The following is a 17,094-nucleotide window of genomic DNA, read 5'->3' on the forward strand; positions in this document are numbered from 1 at the left end:
GAACGACCGGCGTCCTCAATTCGGCATGTCAGGCCACCGGTGGCGGAAGCGCCGGTCACCCACTGCGACGAACTCCAGCTGACCTTCGCGCACCAGACGCGGCAGATCCGGAAACGTGATCAAGCAGGTTCCGCGTCGGTGATCACCTCTGCGGGGCTCACCTGCAACGTCGTCATCGCCCGGCGGAAGAACCAGCGTGCCGCCACGGCATCGCGGCGGGCGGAGACGAGTACGCCGATGACCTGACCGCGCTGGTCGACGGCTCGGTACACGTACCGCCAGACGCCGTTGACGTAGGTCCCATCAGTGAACCATCTGTCGCCAGGCGCATGCCGGCAGAACCTGGCTGCGTCGGCCACTAGCGGGGTGAAGCGTTGCAACCAGCGGAAGACAGTGACGTGGTCCGCCTCGACATCACGATCGAAGAGGAGCTCCTCGACGTCACGGTACGACACGTTGTACGGCAGGTAGAGCTGGACGGCGACCATGATGGTGCCAGGCGGGAACCGGAGCCCTGCGAACGCCGACCGCAATGGCAGGGCCGGACGTCGGCGATTCGAGACCTTCACGGCTCAAGCGCGCCCGACCAGGGCAACGCTCAACGCACCAGACGCGATCAGGTCGGGTCGATGACTCCACCGCTCAAGTCTGTCTCGATCCTGCCAACACTCAACGCAGCGGTGCCGTCTCAGCTACTCATCAATCCGTCGCCTGTTCGTCGTTGACATCATCAAGGATATACGCATCGTGATCCGCGTAGTAGATGATCGCAACGCAGGCCTCATCGACCGATGGCTGCCGATTGTTGTGCCAATATCTCCATTGCGCGAGAACGTCACGCGCCGTCGGGACCTCAAGGAAGTATCGCCAGCCCGCCGGCCGAGGATAATCGTAGCCAAAAAGCATCGTGGGAGTCGATGCGTTAACCTCGACAACGTCTTCTGGAACGAAGATATATGTGCGGGTTGGGAAGCCGTCCAGACCGAGGACTACATCCTTGAGATCCATGATCATCCCTGTACACCAACCCGCCGCGTCCACCCGGTTGAACAGGCGGTATAGCGGAGCACGCGCCCAGTGCTGGCCTACGCCAACGAGCTGCATACGACCCCGGAGCCCTGGAATCAGTTGGTTCATCAGGGCGTCGAGCTCTGGGTCGGCGTCCATGGCATCGAGCAGGTTCTGGTTGGCTTCGCGCAAATCAGCACCGTGCTGCCCACCCCGGCGGGACCCACCTCGGCCAGCACCTGCCAGGCCGTCACCACGACACCAGGGGCAACCTGGAAACACGTCCCAACCGGCGCCCGGTCAGCAGGCAGCACCCGACCTAGAAACGCGTCCAACGCCGCACCCACACCTGATGGACAGCCACCAACCACCACCACGCCAAGACCGACCCATCAACCAACAAACTCGCCCAACACCGGCAAAGACCCAAGCCAGAGCAGGATCGGCGCCAGCAGGGGGCAAGCACAAGTGAGTACCGGCCGAAGATGGGCTGCCGAAGCGATCTACAGAGCGTGATGGGCGTCGGCGAGCCGCCGCGCACCACCGGCGGCAGATGTGCGCGTCCGATCTGGCGGCATCGGCGGCACGCGCTATGTTGTGGCCACGGCTGTAGGCACCTGCCTGCCGAGCTGTTCATTGCGGAGACTGGTTGCAGATGTTGACAGGCGCGGTCGAGGTGTACGCGAACCATGCTGTCCTCATCGTGGGGTCGACCGGCTGGCCAGAGTTGGACTGGGGCGACGGCCCTGCCGACACCGACGGGCGGCACGTGGTGGTCAAGACACGTGGCCAGGTTGGTCATACCCGGGTGTCGTTCTGGTCAGGTTCGATGCCGATGCTCGGGGCGCTCGTCTTCGACGGGGACCTGACACTTGAGGATCACCGGATCTGCGTCGGTGACATCGAAGGGCTCCGACGATGGACGCAGCGGATCTCGCACACAGGTCCACAGCGGGTGATCGTTCGGGTCGATGACCCTGGATACGCGTCTCACGTCTACGTCGGGCTGGACATCGCCGCTGACGCTCAGGTGAGGCCACTGCCCAATACCGGGCCGGTACTCTTCGACGTCCTCACGTCGGACCGAAATGGGATGCACCTGGCCGACCAGCGGGGCCTGGCGTTGGACGGCCACGACTCACCACATCAGCGGCTTGCGGCCGCGATCATCCTGCTGTCCGACCGCAGTTTGATCGAGACACGGCAGAACGGATATGAGGCAGACCTCATCGCGGAATGGCTCCGATGGCTCAGCACAGACCTCGGCAACGCCGGCGCGATGGCGCTCGGGGAACAGTTGCGGCAGCTGGTCATCGCCGCGCGGACCGCCAACCCTGCTGGCGACAGAACTGTCCCGCTTGCCGATGCCGCGCGCATCGCCGACACGATACTGAAGGCCGTGGTCAGGGAGGCCTGATCGTTCATGTGACGAGCCGACGGACGACCCGTACAGCCGACGCGCTTGTGCCACGGATCGCATGCTGGACATAAGCACGTGGCAAGCCGTCGCGGAGCGCCCGATCGGCGGCAGATGAGTACATTGCCCACCAAGGCGAATATCACCGACGACGTGGATGACCTGCAGCAGTAGATGCGCTTAGCTGATCTTGACAGCGTAAGGTCGAAGCCGCCTAACTCCATGACTACGTATGAAGCCCCCACACTACTGCCGCATCGGACAAAAGTGGTCAAACGATGTGAGTCAGTGTTACGACATTGGTGATTGACCATCGTCGGAGAGGCCTCGGTATAGTCGAAGCCATCTTACGACGGAGGTATGGGCGGCAATGGCGGTAGGCGAGATCATTTCGTTCATTGGTGCGGCTGCGGCATCCGGGGTGATTGGCAGCCGGGCCGACACACTCGTCACAAGCCTCGCGCCCGTTCAGCGACTGCACGCCTGGCTTCGGGATCGACGGGTTGATCCGGCCTCCGTGGAACCGTCGCCACACCTGACGAACTGGGTGAATTCGCTTGCTGCGGTGGAGCAGCTGCAGCTTCGGGATCTTCTAGAGGGGGCAGTAAACACGGTGAACCTCAACAATGTGCATGGTTCTGACGGCTCTGCCGTTGGCAACACAGTCTATGGCGGCACGGTTATTGGTACCCAAAACCTTTACGGGCATTCCGACCAGAATGCTGGCTGGGAGTATGCAAAGATTGACCACTGCCAGGAGGGTGACTTTGACAATCCAGGCCGTATGCAATGGAACGCCTACATCTCCTGGCCCGGCCGAGAGCGTCTTGACGTCCGCGATCGCGTTCGTATCGAACAATTGCTGAATGAACTCGGAAAAGACGGTTGGGAGCTAATGAGTCAACAGTCCAACAGCGGCATCAATGGAACCGACTACTTTCTTCGGCGTCGGGTACGCGCCCGCTGACGTGATCCGACAAGTAGCGGTGCGGTAATGCGCGAATAGCGGCAGATGAGCGCGTCGACGGAGTCTGGTCGCGAGCCTATTCTGCGCATTCATGAGTTCCTGTGCTCAACATCTCCGCCGGACGTCGGGACTCATGACGGTGCTATGACGCGCCCGCTGGTGCCGTCGGCGAGATCGATCCAAAATCGGTCATCGCCCCGCTTGTGTCCGTCCGGTACGCCCCCATTGGCCAGGATCACACGGCGTGATGGTTCGTTGTCCTCGGGGCAGGTCACGAGCACGCGGTCGATGCCCAGTCGTGCGCATTCCGCAAGACCTGCGGTGAGCATTCGCGTGGCGTGGCCTTGGCGCCGCCAGGGTGCCACCACGTGGTAGCCGATATGGCCGCCTACTTCGGCCAGGTCAGGGGTGAGGTGGTGCCGGACGACGAGCGTTCCCAGGTAGTACTCGCCCGAGACGTACCAGAAGATCGTGGAGGGCACATCCCAGCGTGTCCGGACTCCGAGACGGTCGGCCACAAACCGTGTGAAGTCCTCGCTCGCTGGTCCCAGCCAGTCGGTGGGGCTGCCGCTGAGCAGGCACGTGGCTTGTTCGCCCACGAGGTACGAGACCCGCACGTCGACGGTCGGCAACACCAACCGAGGTGGCTCATCAAGAGAAATCATTGCAGCAGTGTCATTACTGGCAGCATTGGTGTCGCCCGATTATTGACGAACTGCCGGATCACCTCTTCATCAGAAGCAGCGCGGTTTCGTCGCCGCCCTCATTCGGCAGATGTGGGAGCTCGGCGACGGGCAGGGGCGTGATGTTCCGAAGCGAGCCTCATCGCGGTATGTGCGAACGTTCGATCAAGCTCGGCAGGGATCGGGCGCAACTCGATGCGGGTGGATGCACCACCAGCCGGTCCCGGCGACGACTGAAGCCTACCTCCGCCGCCGCGACCGTGGTGGCATCGCCCAGCTGCTTGCCAGCCTGTTCCGGTCGCCGTGGTCCATCCGGACCACGACAGTGGACCTGGGCTCGTCGCGAGAAGCTAGTCGAATGGTCGTCTCGTCGAAGTCGCCGCGCGTTCCGCCGCAGACCCGCATGAGCCGTTGTTATCCGAACAGCGCAATGATTGCGGCAACGGTGGCCACGACCGCAACAATGAGGTTGACCCAGGTCAGGACGTAAGCCCGGTGGGCAAGACGATTCGTCGCTTCGGCGGAGCGTTCAGCCGCGCGACGGTTCAGTTCATCCAGGTAGTACTGAGTGCCGACAACCGTGTGCTTCGCATGGCCGTCATGTTCTGCGATCAGCTCGTCATCGGGCACCGCGGAGGTCGGCGATATTTCTAGCCATAGGTCGAGTGTAGGGAAGGGTCGCCAGGCACCCTCTCGGGATCGGTACTGCACGCGGTCGGTTGACACCTCCTTCCGCATAGGTCCTCAGGGCTGTTGATGCAGATCGAGTGCGCGCTCATCGGCATGATCGGATGCCCAGGCTCGGCGAGCCACTCACCGTCGGTAACGACCCCTGACCGCCCACCGAGCGCCCGCAGCGGCATGAGCGCGCACGTGATCAAACGGTTCAGACCAGGTCTGGTACGGGAGTATGCCGATGTCGCGGGGTGTCGAGGGTTGAGCTGTCCGCTGCGATCCTCCGGGATTCCGGCGACGGTCTATCCGGTCGGGTGATCGCGGCGAAGTACCACGTCAGCTGGCATACGGTGCAGGCCGCGTTGACGTCGGCGTTGCCCCCGCCCGGTAGGCCGTTACCGCCACGGGGCGTCGAAGCCGTCGCCGTGCACGTAGGCGGGCAGCGTGGCGCCCCTCGGTGGCGTCCGAACGCAGCGGCGTGTACGCATCCGCGACGAGGTTGACGTGGAGGTAGCCGGTCGGCCGGGTTTTCGACGGCGGCAACGCCGGCGTCCGCCAGCCAGGCCGCCTCGGGCCTGCCCATCAACCGCGATGCCCACCGGTACATCCCTTCCATGCCGTGCGTCTGCCCGTGCGTCTGCCCGTGCGGCATGTCAATACCAGGATTCTGAGATTGTCCCAAGCTGCCGCCGCGGCCTGCGAAAAGTGTCAGGGGGTCGCCGTAGCATGCGCGCGACGAGGCGGGGTGGTTGAGATGGCAGGTGGGCTGTTCGCGGCGCTGGACGAGTGGCGGCTGATCCGGCGTTACGCGGTGCCGAATTGGATGATTGCGGAGTGCGCCGAGGCACGGGAACGCGACGACTGGCGGGCCGCCTGTGCGGCGGCGCGAGTCACCGTGACCTTCGACGACCCGGACCCGGTCGCCGGCCTCCTCGCCGGATTCGCACCCGACTTGCTCCGCTGGCATCTGCCACGGTCGCTGGACGGCACCGCGGCGCTGGTGCCTCGGGCACGGTATGTTCTCGCCCCCGACGGGCCGGTCACGGCCGACACTCTGGTGCTCGGCGTCCGCTCTCCGGGCTGGAAGACCGCGGCGCAGCGGCTCACCCTGCACGTGGTGCGCGCCGGCGACATCGCACCGGGTCCGGTCTTCCTCGTGCCACCGCACATGTGGGACACCCGCCGGGCGCACGAGTTGCGGGCGGCGCCGCCCGCCGAGGCGGTGGGCAGCCCCGGTGCCTGGGCCGCGGCCGGCTGGCTGCTCGCCGACGGACCGTCGAGCACGGGACCGCAGCACGGCCGGCCGGGTCACCGGTGCGACCGGCGCGGGTGTCGGCAGCACGGTCGCGCGCGACACCAGTGTTCACGGTACGGGTGCGTGTGGGACGACGTCTCATCGCAGAACGCCTTGTGGCGCGAGGACAGGAACCTCGACCGCGTCAGCCCAACACTTGCGGCGATCGAGGTGTGCCGTGTCTCGGCGCAGTTCGGCCGCCGGTCGTGGGAGCTGCGCAAGGCATGGTGCAGGGAACCGTCCTGGCAGCGCTGGCAGCTCACGTCGGATGGTGTCCGTCACCGGCTCATCATCGGCAAGACGACCGCCGCCGCTTCCAGTACGCCGTTCAAGGCGGACTTCTGCCTGCACCCGGAGCTGCTGCGCGCTCCCGCCGACTTGGACCTGGTCCGCTACGGCCGCGTTGACGTCGCCGACGTGCACCCGCTGGTCCGCGCCGCGCTGTTCCCTTCGGTGTCGCCTGGTCGCGCCTCCACGAACGTCACGGTTTCGGTTCCGTCGTCGTCCGCGGGTTCGGCTGGGCGCGCCGCCTCGCAGCCGTCCGTAGTCCCGGCCAGTTTCACCGAGGGCGAGCGGGTCAGGATCCGGTGCGGTGGCGGGTGGCACCAGCTGCTGCTACGGCGCGGCCGACTGGAACTGCCCGACCACCACGACGACGAGCGGCAACGGGAGATGGCGCTCCGCACGCTCGGCGGTGTGATGTCCGGATGCTTCGCGGCAGAACTCGCCTGGCACCGTGGCGAGGGCTTCCTGCCAAGACGCCTCCGCGAACAACGGCACGACCTGTGGCGGCGGATGCACCACGGCGGCGGTAGGGTCGTCGCCGCCCTGCTGGACGCCGGCATGGACCCGCACATCCGTGACCGCCACGGCCGGACCCTGCTGCACCGCATCCACCAGTTCGACGACGTCGACCTGCTGCACCGTCTGCTCGCCGCGGGCGTCGACGTCAACGCCGTCGATCGGTTCGGCTCCACCGCGATGTGCGAGGCGCTGGTCCACGCCGCGCCAGCCGAGCTGTACTCGGCCCTGAACGCCGCGGGGGCGGCCCCCGGCCTGTCGCTGCTGGATCCCGCCTCCTGGCCCGAACCCGTGGGCGCCGTCACGGCTCACAGGCTGTCGGGTGCCGCACCGCGCCCCGATCCCGCACCCGATGTGGGGGCTGTCGGCGGCTTGCCGGTGCCGGGTGCAGTGTCATGGTCCGCACCTGCCGACGACGTCGTCGTGGCCCGCGCGCCGTCTGGTGCCGTGTCTCGCCCCGAACCCGCAGTGTCCGTCCACGACGGGGGATGATCATCCCCACCGACGAGCCCGGCGACGGGCAGACAGGCAGGGCTATGCCAGTTACCACCGGCAATGGCCTACCGTCACTGGCGCCGAGCGCCGGCAGCGGCATGTCCGGACGTCGAACCTTTGCCGTCAGCGGGGCCGGCTGAGGCAGCAAGCGGTGGAAGCGCGCCGGTGCGTGACTCAGCTGCCCGTGTCGAGCGCGATGCCGAAGTTCTGCCCCTTCTTGCGCACGATCCAGGTGCCGGACACTACGCCGCGGCGCACGGTGACCAGGGGCAGCATCGTCGTGAGGTCCGAGATGAACATCGGATAGTGATGGCCGTCGGCGTCGCGCCAGACCAGGTACTTCGCGGATCGCCCGGTTCGCATGGAGTCCAGGGTCAGTGTCGCGGTGAACGCGACGTTGGGTCGCATGCTGTACGCCACCACGTATGAATCGTCATCGAGGTAGGAGTAGCCGCGCGAGCCTTCGACATAGAAGAGCAGGTTCCCGCGTTCGTCATAGGGCACCTCGGTGATGGAGGTCTTCCGGGTTGCCATGACCGTCTCCCTGACCTGGCGTCTTCCTCTACTGCGCGAAGATCATGCCCGGCCATCGAGGGCCGCGCCAACTCGGCTCGATCCATGCCCGGGCGAGCGCTCATCGGCTTCGAGCGAGCGAGCACAGTTGCTGTACGTCGTCGCACCCGGCTCGCGGCCACGAAGCGTGACGATCTCCGAGTCGCCCGCCGCGCGAGACCTGCGGCAGATCCGTGCATCCGCCTTGGGGTGGCGAACACGCAGGACTTCGTGGCGCAGGTGCGGCTCAGTCGCGTGTGCGGTATGCGTCGGATGTGGCCGGGATCGTGTCGGTGCAGCCGCTGCGCCCGCACTGGCATGCGTATGGAAACGCTGGCAGCGTTGCGCCGATGTGCCGCTCGTGCGCCACGATCTGACGATGGACGACGTGGTTTTCGTGGCGGCGTCGTGCCGACAGTTCCCGTCCCGGCCGAAGCCGCTCGAACGCTGCCGCGGCGGTGTTGACAGCTTCACGCACCGCTGCCATGACAAGATCCCAGTCGACGTTGGTCGGGACCTCGACGACAGTCCGGCCCGCATCGGCTGCCGCCGACCGTAGTCGCGCGCCGATCACCGTGTCCCGTTCGACCAGAGCCTCCATCCGGACGTGGTCGGCGTGCGTTGCGTCCACGAGCCGTTGCTGTCGAGCCGCGCGCGTGCGCTCGGCAGTGGTGATCAGCCAGATCGCGCCGATGGGCGACCATGCGGGTGCCGCTCGCGGGTGCAGTTGCGGTCCCTCGACGAGGGTCGGCACCCCACCAACCTGAGCTGCTCGCACGTCGTCCATCACGGCGGGCAGCCTGAGCGCCGACGTTCGTTCGAAGTCATCGGCCGCGGCCGACGCCCCCAACGCGAGCACGTCATCGAGTGAGGGGCCGAGAGTGCCGAGGCGTGCCACGTGGTCGTAGGTGTAGGCGTCGATCGGGTGGAGCGCGAGGTCGAGCTCACGAGCGAGCTGCCGGGCTATTGTCGACTTTCCCGATCCCGGTGTGCCACCGATCCAGAAGATCGGCATAGTCGTCCCCATCCGCACCATGCTGGCAGACGAGCACCAGCCGCTGCCGTACACCTCGATCAATGTGCGCTCATCGGCTACGGGCGCGCACCGGCCCGGCCGTTGAGGTCTGGGGAACTGGCGTACGGAGCGTCACGACCTCTGGCGGGCCGCAGTGCACGATCGGCACGACGCGCAGCGACGCACGCCGCGGACGCCGCCGGAACGGCGTACGCAGTGTGACGACCTCCGACGAACCGTGGTGCCCGACCGGCGGCATGAGCGTGCACCGGGCAGTGATCGATGCCGATTTGACGAGCCGGTACGGCAGCGGCGGCGAAATCCGTATGATCCGCGCTGTGGAGAGCAAGCCTGGGACGACTCGCTGGGACAAGTCGATGTCTGGATGGAACGCCGACTATGCGCCCGCGCCGGAGCAGTTGCGTCGCCAGCGGTCTCGCCTGCTCGCGCTGGTGGGTCAACGGCTGCGGGCCGGCTGGGTCGGCTGGGAGCTGGCAAGAGACAAGTGGCAACCGGTCATCCCGGTGGTGCTGGTGTTCGATGGCGGTGTGCAGCTGGAGCTCGCCTGGGACGCAGCCGACCGCTTGTCGATCAGCTGGAACACCATCGATCTGGGGACGGCGTTCACCTTTGTCGGCCGGCCGCACGAGTGGCGATCGTCGCACCCTCACCCGCTCGCTGCGGCTGCCGGTCGCGTGCTGACCGGATGGGCGGTGACCGAGAACCCGTACTTCACCGTCGACGTGGATTTTACCGGCGAGTTGCCGATGGATCTGGTTGCCGGCTGGAGCATGGCAGGCTTGTGGATCGAGTTCGGGGATGTCGGCTTGCACGTTTTCAGTGGTGCCGATACGACGTACGTCTCGGACGCACCCGAGGAGCATTACCGTGTGACGCACCGGCAGCTTCAGGAGGAGGACGCGCAGGCCTCCGGAGACCCGACCATCTCCAGTTGAGTACTCGCTCATCGGCAGTTCAGGAAGCCATCAGTGTCGCCGGGGCGATCACCGATCGTGACGAGCAGCGACCGGCCGCCACGCACCAACGGCGGCATGGGCGGGCAGTCGTTCAGGGTTTTGGTTCTCCGTATGACACGTCCATGAGGCCGAGGATGCCACCGATCACCGTCGCCATCATGAGGATGCCTACCAGAGCGAAGACACCACCTATGATCCGGACAAAGATGACGTGGTCGTGCTGATCCATCGGGTGCGGCAGGCGCTGCTGTCCTATCCCTACCGAGCGGGCCGACTGCTCGGCGCGCCGAGCGAACGTTACTGCGAATCCTCGGTAGTTCACGGCGAGCGCGCCGGCGCTTCCGAAGACGAGAAGTCCGAGACAGAGCGCGGCTATCGGCCCCACGATGTCCATGCTGACATGATGCACCGCCACCGGTCAGGCCACGAGGAGGAGCGCCGGGCAGCGCGCTCACCGATCGCCACCTCTGCCGCTCCCTTCGTCTTCTGATCATGACGGGCAGCCCTCACCCAGCCAAGAGCACGTGCTCGCTCATCGGCAGGACGGCAAGCCATGGCGTCACCGCTGCCTTCACCGATGGTGACCGGCACAGTCCCCACGGACGCGCGGCAGTCGCGGCATGAGCGGACGCGAGCCAAGATCACTTTGGTTGCAGTTGTGAGAGGGTCGCCAGCGATCGAATGGTCGGTCGGTCCGTCCGTCCGTCCGCCAACGTCCCAGCCACCTTGGCCGACGCCTGTGCCTGCGTGTCGCTTGTTCCTGGCAAACTTGCTCGAGGAATGCGGTGTCTGCGGCGAGGTCGGGGTGGTCGACTTGCCGGTCGAGTTCGCTGACGTGTTCGAGTTCGTTGATGGCTTGTCGAGGTTGCCGTGCGCTCGGTGGATCGTAGCGATGTCGGAGGGTGGCGGCGGCCCACACGCCAGTCCATGTCCAAAGCCGGGTCCCGGCTGGCTCGAGCGGCCATGATCTGTGCCGCGGACTGGGCCTGCAAACAGGACCCACATCTGGCCAGGGTTTACCACCAGCAGATGACAGCACGCGGTGCTGAACACCTCAAAGCCCTCTGCGTCGCGGCTGGGCGGCTCGCCGAACGACTCTGGACCGTCATGCACCGCGGCATGCCCTACGCCATCTGCGACACCGACGGCAACCCCGTCACCCCCCGACCAGGCCAAGAACATCAACGCGGAGCGGGGGACCGCGACCGAGGATGTCCGCCGCTTGCGCAGCAACAAGAACTCGGCCTAGTACTGCAACGGCGGGTCGTGTCTTACGGCGGTTCGAGTCGTTTGCGGTAGTGAGCGGCTCTGGCCTGCGCTTGTCGGCGTCTACGCCACTGTGACCAGTGCAGGATGTGACTGGCGTGGTGCTGGACGGTCCAGACCAGTCGGGTGAACAGGCGACGGATTTCGTTGCTGCTCAACGGGATCAGCATGTCTGGTCCGGGCTCGGTCCCCCCGCGCCTGCTCGGCGGCGCGGGTGATGACCAGGAACGCCGCTGCGGCCATGGCCAGGGTGATGTGGGCGTACCAGGCGTCGTAGCGGCGGACCTGGTACTGGTCCAGACCGGTCTCATTCTTCGCGGTCTGGAACGATTCCTCCACTGCCCACCTGGCGCCGGCAGTGGCGACCAGGACGCGGAGCCGGGTGCCGCGCGGCCCGAAACATCGGTAGTAGGCCACCTCCCCGGTGCTGATGTTGCGCCGAGCGAGGACCCAGCCGCGGCGGCCGTGCGGGAACTGCTGCCGGATCGGCGTAGCCACCCAGTCATAGACCCGGGGCCCGTGCGCGCCGTCGCCGCAGGACATCCGCTTCCACGCGCCGGGCCGTATCTTGGCGACGAGCTCGTCCACACGCGTGGTGGTGCGCAACCCGGAGGACACCTCATCATCGCAGCGGGTGGCCATCACATAGGCGATGTCCTGCTGTTCACACCAGGTACGCAGGCCCGGGTTCTGCCCGTAGGCCTCATCAGCGGTGAACCAGGCGAACGGCACTCCCGCTGCCACAGCCCGCTCCAGCATCGTCTGTGCCTGCTGCGGTTTGGTCGCGAACTCGACCTCATCGGGGACCCTCGCCCGACGGCAGCGGTCCCGATCGGTGGTCCAAGACCCCGGCAGGTACAACTCCCGGTCGATCAACGCCCGCCCCACCGGACTGGCATACGCCAGGAACACCCCGATCTGACAGTTGTCGACCTTGCCGCTGGTACCGGTGTACTGCCGCTGCACTCCCGCCGAGGCTTTGCCCTTCTTGACGAATCCGGTCTCGTCGGCGATCAGCACCCCGCGCGGGTCGCCGATCGCCGCGAGCACACCCGAGCGGACCTCGTCACGGACCGCCTCACGGTCGAAACACGGACTGCACAACAACCCCTGCATCGCATCCGGGGACCGGTCACCAACCAGCTCAGCAAGCGTCCAACCGTTCCGCCGCTCGATCGGCGCCAGCAACCCACGCAGATACTTCAACGCCCGCCACCGGATATCCGCCCGACTGAACCAGTGCGAAAACCCCAGGAAGTACTCCCGAAAGTCATCGTCCCAGCCCTCGACCTGCTCAACCGTCACCACACCCGGCAAACGACCCAGAACCACACGAGGTAGCGACCCGCCGTTGCAGTACTAGGACGAAGGCGGGGAAGGCGCCTCAGCGCACCCACACAGGGCATACAGGTCACACGCGCACAGCGCGAACAAACGAGGCGACCTTCCCCACCAACGATCTTCCGACCGGAAGCCAGCACGGCCGAGCCGGGCCTTGCAACCAGATCCCCGATAGGGAATCAGCCGGTGGTTATGGTGCTCTGCCAGGAACTCAGGATGCGGGGCATGTCGGTGTAAACACAGAAGGTCCCGTCCTCGGACCCGCCGGTGAGGATGCCGACGGCGACGACGCCTCCCCTGCCGTCGTAGGCGAAGACGGGTCCGCCGCTGTCACCGTGCCTGCAGATCGGCTGCCCGTCCGTGCTGGTCGCCGACCAGAGACCGCACGAATAGGCGCCACCGACCGTCATGCAGTCCTCGAAGCCGTTGACTTTGGCCAGCCGCTTGCCGGAGACGGAGCCGTTGACGTAGACGTAGCAGCCACTGCAGGAGGCGCGGGCCTCGTGTACAGGCAGCGCGATGTTGCCGTCGCTCCACAGGATGTCACTCACCCAGATCAAGCCGCCGTAATCGCGCCCGCCGATGAGTTCGTTGTCCAACGCTCCGCCGCCGTTGCGGCGGAACTGGACGGTGCCGAACACGTCGTATCCTTCGCCGCGATCGCCCGTGCCGCCGTCCGCGCGTGTCACTGAGACCGGCGTGCCTTCTGGCCAGCAGTGGCCTGCGGTGATGCCGTAGCGGATCCCATACAGGTTGGTCAGGCTGAATCCGTAGCTGCAAATTTTCGTGGGGTTGCCAATCCGGTCGCCGCCGTAAAACGGACTGGTGTCGTTGAACCGGCCGAGGGTTTCGAACAGTTCCGGTGTCGGCTGGATCCGGACGGTGTCACCGTAGATCTGCTGCATCTTGAGGGTCAGTGCCGCGGCTTTGCCGGTAACCCGGACCACCACGCTGTTGGTCTCCGGGTCGACGCGAGCTCCGATGACACGCGCCGAGCCGACCGCGGCGAGCCGCTGGTCGGACACCACCGCGCGCTGGATGCGGGTCAGCTCGTCAAGGCTGTGTCGCTGGTCGACCACGGTCAGGGTGATCCCGGCGGCTCCGGCCGTCTGCCGGATCTCCCGCAGATCCGGCCGTGCTGTCGCAGCTGCGCCCAGTACATGAACCGTCACATGCCCGGCGCCGTTGGTGGAAAGCCCGGCAAATCGGACCGGATCGCTGTCGACAACCTGCCGCAGCCGTTCGATGGCCACCAGCTGATCGCGTTCTCGGGCGTGCTCGTCGCCGGGCGACGCCCGAGCCGCCTCGACGGCGGTCATCGTGGAGGCGAGCAGTCCGAGCGCAGCCATGGCCGTTAGACGACGTCTCACGTATTCCCCCATGTCAATAAATGGATGCGTCAACGGAAGATTGTTGTCAGGGATTCGGAGGGGTGTAACTGGCCAGACCTCCATAGAGGAATGACTGTTCGGCCAGCCGGTCCATCGGCGAACCCGGTATCGTCGCCGTCATGCGACACCGCGTCGGGCGCGGTCCTGAAGACGCGCAGATGTCGGCTGTTCGGCCGCCTCCCGGCTGACCGTCACGGCCGGCCGCGGCGGGCGGCCTCGGCTTGATCGTCGCGGCGGCCCCCGAGCTGCTGATGCTCGGGTGACACCGGTCGGGCTGGACCAGCGGTCGATATGTACCGCTCAGACGCCTGCGCGGATCTGCTGGACGATGGTGGAGTCGGTGATCATGTCGTCCTTCGCCAGCAGCTCTGCGCCTGCCACTCGCCACGATCGGCACTGGCATTGGATGACGCTGTGCGCCAAGGCCAGCCTGGCCACTGACCGTGCCCTCGCTGGCGACGTCGGACTCGCGCACGACCTCGGGGTTTATCACCGCGCCATCGGCATCTGGGGTCCGGATCATCCGCACACCCTGCCCTTCGCCGCCAACCTGTCGCCGGCTCGTGGACGGGCCGGACACCGCCACCGGAACTGAACCCCGGCAGCTGGCATAGGGCAGCGACAATGTCCGCATGCGTTTGCCACGGTGGCGGATCGGCCTGATCGCTGGTGCCGCGGGGATCGTCGTCCTCGTGACAGGGTTCCTAGTCCGTGAAGGGCTCGACCGAGCCGACAAGTGGGCGAGCATTGTCGGCGGCTGCGTGGCCGTGGCCGGGCTCTTGGCGGCCGTGCTGCGCCGGCCCGCGACCGGCAGTGGCGGCGGGAGCGCCACGTTCACGGGTGCTCCGCTCGCGGCGCCGGCGGGCATCGGCACCGCCCTGATCCGCGGCCGGGACCGGGAGCTGCGGCGGTTGCAGCGTGCGGCGCGCCGGCCGGACGGCGCGGTGCATGTGTTGACCGGGCTCGGCGGGGTGGGCAAGTCGTTCCTGGCCGTATGGATGTGCCGGTGGTTCGAGGAGCACGAGGGCCGGCCGGCCTGGTGGATCGCCGCGCAGGACCAGGCGAGCCTGATCGACGGCCTCGTCAGTCTGGCCGAGGCACACGGTATGGGCGAGGTGCAGGTGACGGCGATCCGCAATGGCGCGCCGCGGGCGGTGGAGCGGCTTTGGGAGCTGTTGCGGCAGGCGCCGCAGCGATGGCTGCTCGTGTTCGACAACCTCGACGACCCGCGCCTGGTCGCCGGGCTGATCGGGTCGGGGGTGGCCCGCTGCGGCGACCGTGGACTCGTGCTGGCCACGAGCCGGACCAGCCGGGGGCGGCTCTGGGGCAGCGACGCCGATGTGGTCGAGCTCAGGCCCCTAACCGCGGCCGACGCGGCGCAGGTGCTTCTCGACCTGGCGCGCGACGCCGGTAGCAGGTTCGCTGCCGAGCGGCTCGCCCGTGACCTTGGTTGCCTGCCACTCGCGCTGCAGCTCGCCGGGGCCAACCTCAACTCGCCGTTTCCGATCTGGCATACGTTCGACGGCTACCGCGCGGCGCTGCATGAGCTCGGTGTCGATCGAGTCCTCGCTGCACCCCGGCCGGCTGGCGAGCCCGTCGAGCATCGCAGCAACGTGATGCTGACCTGGGAGATGTCGGTGAGCGCGCTCGACGGCCACGGGCTGCCACACAGCCGGACGCTGCTGCAGGTGCTGTCGCACTACGCTCCAGCCGTGCCGGTGCCGGAGACGCTGCTGCACGCGGCCCCGGTCCGGACGCTGCTCGGCGGCGACGGCACGGCCGAACGGGACACACTGCACGTACGCCGAGTCGTGCAGCAGAACCTCGAAGGGCTCGCCGACCAAAGCCTGATCACCCCCATGGAGGCCGTCGCGCCCGACGGCAGCCGACTGTTCATGCTGCACCCGGTCGTGGCCGAGACCAACCGGATCGACTCGCCCGACCGGACCGTGGCCGTCGGCGTCGCGGTCGCGCTCCTTGCCGTGGCCGTCGCGGCCCGACGGTTCGACGACAACGCCGACTGGCGCTGGTTCGGGCTGTTCGCGCCGCACGTCGAGGAGCTGATGCAGTTTACCGGCACGCTCGCTGCAGAAGACCTGGCGACGCTAATCACGACGGTCGCCCGGGTGGTCGCCGCCGATACCTGGCGCGGCCACGAGGCGGCCGCCGAAGCCCTCGCGGTGCAGGCACTGCAGCACGCAGGCCACCTCGGCGCGACGCACGAGGCACTCCTGGCACTGCGGCACGAGCGGGCGTGGGCGGTCGGGCGGCTCGGCCGGTGGGCGGAGGCCCACGCCGAGCTCGCGCAGGTGTGCGAGGCGCAGACCCGAAACCTCGGTGCCCGGCATCTTGACACGCTCGACACCCGGCACAAGCTCGCCTGGGCCACCGGGCGGCTCGGCGACTGGGAGGCCGCGGAAGTGCAGCTGGGGTCGGTGCTGCGTGCGCGGGTCGCCGCGCTCGGCGACGAGCATCCTGACACCCTGCACACCCGGTGCTGCCTCGCGTGGGCGGTCGGGCGGTGCGGGCGGCCGGAGGAGGCCCAGCAACGGTACGCCGAGGTCATCGCCGCCCGGGAGCGCATGCTCGGCGCCGACCACGCCGAGACGCTGGACGCACGGCATTCGCTCGCCGAGCTGTTCGTGTTATGTGACCGCTTCGGTGACGCCGAGCGGGTCCTGCGACCGCTCATCGCGGACCGGCTGCGGGTGCTCGGCGCCGGTCATCCCGAAACGCTCGACACGCGCCCCCGCTACTGGCTGGGCCGGGCAATGCTCGGCCAGGGCCGCCGGCGCGAGGCGGAGCGGGTGCTCCGACAGCTGGCGGACGACCAGACCAGGTACCTCGGACCGGATCACGCCGCGACTGCGGCCACCTTGACACTGCTGCGGTTGCCATGAGCCCTGACCACGTCGCCTGGCAGACCACCATCGTCGCCGTGGCGCCCCCGGGAACGCCGCCAAACTGGACGCTACCCGGCTGGACGCTCACAGTCGCATGGCGAGAAACAGCAGCACATCACTGCCACGACCGGATGCACTGACATCGGCAAATGAGTAAATTGATCAAGGCCTCTAGCGTCCAGTTCAACAACGCTACGTAGTCGCCGGTGTCGGGGGTCGGGCTCTGCGTCGATGCGAAGCCCCGGTGGCGAGTCGGCGTGGGCTGCTCTGGCGGAACGGGTCGCGTTCCTGTGCGGCCGTGTGGTCGTT

The 17,094-nt window shown here is 67.1% G+C and carries 14 protein-coding genes and 1 pseudogene; 6 read left to right on the forward strand and 9 right to left on the reverse strand.

Annotated elements, in window-relative coordinates; all coding sequences use genetic code 11:
- Positions 1-134 precede the first annotated feature (134 nt).
- Both OHA72_RS14995 and OHA72_RS15000 read right to left on the reverse strand, forming a co-directional pair.
- Positions 135-488, reverse strand: a pseudogene (locus OHA72_RS14995) (IS6 family transposase); the annotation flags it as partial.
- Between the two features lie 211 nt (positions 489-699).
- On the reverse strand, positions 700-1,200 hold the full coding sequence (locus OHA72_RS15000; RefSeq protein ID WP_327008431.1) for a hypothetical protein: 501 nt from the start codon (positions 1,198-1,200) through the stop codon (positions 700-702).
- Positions 1,201-1,657: 457 nt separating this feature from the next.
- Here OHA72_RS15000 and OHA72_RS15005 point away from each other — a divergent pair, with 457 nt between their 5' ends.
- A complete protein-coding gene (locus OHA72_RS15005; RefSeq protein ID WP_327008432.1) occupies positions 1,658-2,425 on the forward strand; it encodes a hypothetical protein in 768 nt (255 codons plus the stop codon).
- 370 nt (positions 2,426-2,795) lie between these two features.
- Positions 2,796-3,392, forward strand: coding sequence for a hypothetical protein (locus tag OHA72_RS15010; RefSeq protein ID WP_327008433.1), 597 nt, complete (start codon positions 2,796-2,798; stop codon positions 3,390-3,392).
- 131 nt (positions 3,393-3,523) lie between these two features.
- Here OHA72_RS15010 and OHA72_RS15015 read toward each other — a convergent pair whose 3' ends face one another.
- Together OHA72_RS15015 and OHA72_RS15020 are read right to left on the reverse strand one after the other, a co-directional pair.
- On the reverse strand, positions 3,524-4,057 hold the full coding sequence (locus OHA72_RS15015; RefSeq protein WP_327008434.1) for a GNAT family N-acetyltransferase: 534 nt from the start codon (positions 4,055-4,057) through the stop codon (positions 3,524-3,526).
- 432 nt (positions 4,058-4,489) lie between these two features.
- On the reverse strand, positions 4,490-4,705 hold the full coding sequence (locus OHA72_RS15020) for a hypothetical protein (protein ID WP_327008435.1): 216 nt from the start codon (positions 4,703-4,705) through the stop codon (positions 4,490-4,492).
- 799 nt (positions 4,706-5,504) lie between these two features.
- Here OHA72_RS15020 and OHA72_RS15025 point away from each other — a divergent pair.
- Positions 5,505-7,337, forward strand: a complete 1,833-nt coding sequence (locus OHA72_RS15025; RefSeq protein ID WP_327008436.1) for an ankyrin repeat domain-containing protein — start codon at positions 5,505-5,507, stop codon at positions 7,335-7,337.
- Positions 7,338-7,514: 177 nt separating this feature from the next.
- Here OHA72_RS15025 and OHA72_RS15030 read toward each other — a convergent pair whose 3' ends face one another.
- Both OHA72_RS15030 and OHA72_RS15035 read right to left on the reverse strand, forming a co-directional pair.
- Positions 7,515-7,874 carry a hypothetical protein gene (locus tag OHA72_RS15030; protein WP_327008437.1) on the reverse strand — a complete coding sequence of 120 codons (360 nt, stop codon included), beginning with the start codon at positions 7,872-7,874 and terminating at the stop codon, positions 7,515-7,517.
- 265 nt (positions 7,875-8,139) lie between these two features.
- Positions 8,140-8,970 carry a hypothetical protein gene (locus OHA72_RS15035; protein ID WP_327008438.1) on the reverse strand — a complete coding sequence of 277 codons (831 nt, stop codon included), beginning with the start codon at positions 8,968-8,970 and terminating at the stop codon, positions 8,140-8,142.
- Between the two features lie 155 nt (positions 8,971-9,125).
- Here OHA72_RS15035 and OHA72_RS15040 point away from each other — a divergent pair, with 155 nt between their 5' ends.
- Complete coding sequence (locus OHA72_RS15040) at positions 9,126-9,863, forward strand: hypothetical protein (protein WP_327008439.1); 738 nt, start codon at positions 9,126-9,128, stop codon at positions 9,861-9,863.
- A 112-nt stretch (positions 9,864-9,975) separates the two neighbouring features.
- Here OHA72_RS15040 and OHA72_RS15045 read toward each other — a convergent pair whose 3' ends face one another.
- The 3 genes from OHA72_RS15045 to OHA72_RS15055 all read right to left on the reverse strand — a co-directional run bounded on the left by OHA72_RS15045 (position 9,976) and on the right by OHA72_RS15055 (position 13,840).
- Positions 9,976-10,278 (reverse strand): hypothetical protein, encoded by a 303-nt coding sequence (locus tag OHA72_RS15045; protein WP_327008440.1) that lies wholly within the window; start codon positions 10,276-10,278, stop codon positions 9,976-9,978.
- Positions 10,279-11,213: 935 nt separating this feature from the next.
- Positions 11,214-12,404, reverse strand: coding sequence for an IS701 family transposase (locus OHA72_RS15050; protein ID WP_442788719.1), 1,191 nt, complete (start codon positions 12,402-12,404; stop codon positions 11,214-11,216).
- Between the two features lie 266 nt (positions 12,405-12,670).
- Positions 12,671-13,840: a chymotrypsin family serine protease gene (locus OHA72_RS15055; RefSeq protein WP_327008441.1), complete on the reverse strand. Its 1,170-nt coding sequence runs from the start codon at positions 13,838-13,840 to the stop codon at positions 12,671-12,673.
- Between the two features lie 301 nt (positions 13,841-14,141).
- Between OHA72_RS15055 and OHA72_RS15060 the strand changes: the two genes are divergently transcribed.
- Both OHA72_RS15060 and OHA72_RS15065 read left to right on the forward strand, forming a co-directional pair.
- Positions 14,142-14,477 carry a hypothetical protein gene (locus tag OHA72_RS15060; RefSeq protein ID WP_327008442.1) on the forward strand — a complete coding sequence of 112 codons (336 nt, stop codon included), beginning with the start codon at positions 14,142-14,144 and terminating at the stop codon, positions 14,475-14,477.
- A 37-nt stretch (positions 14,478-14,514) separates the two neighbouring features.
- A complete protein-coding gene (locus OHA72_RS15065; RefSeq protein ID WP_327008443.1) occupies positions 14,515-16,782 on the forward strand; it encodes a tetratricopeptide repeat protein in 2,268 nt (755 codons plus the stop codon).
- The last annotated feature ends 312 nt before the right edge of the window (positions 16,783-17,094 follow it).

It is taken from the genome of Dactylosporangium sp. NBC_01737 (genome assembly GCF_035963215.1).
In the GTDB taxonomy this organism is placed as follows: domain Bacteria; phylum Actinomycetota; class Actinomycetes; order Mycobacteriales; family Micromonosporaceae; genus Dactylosporangium.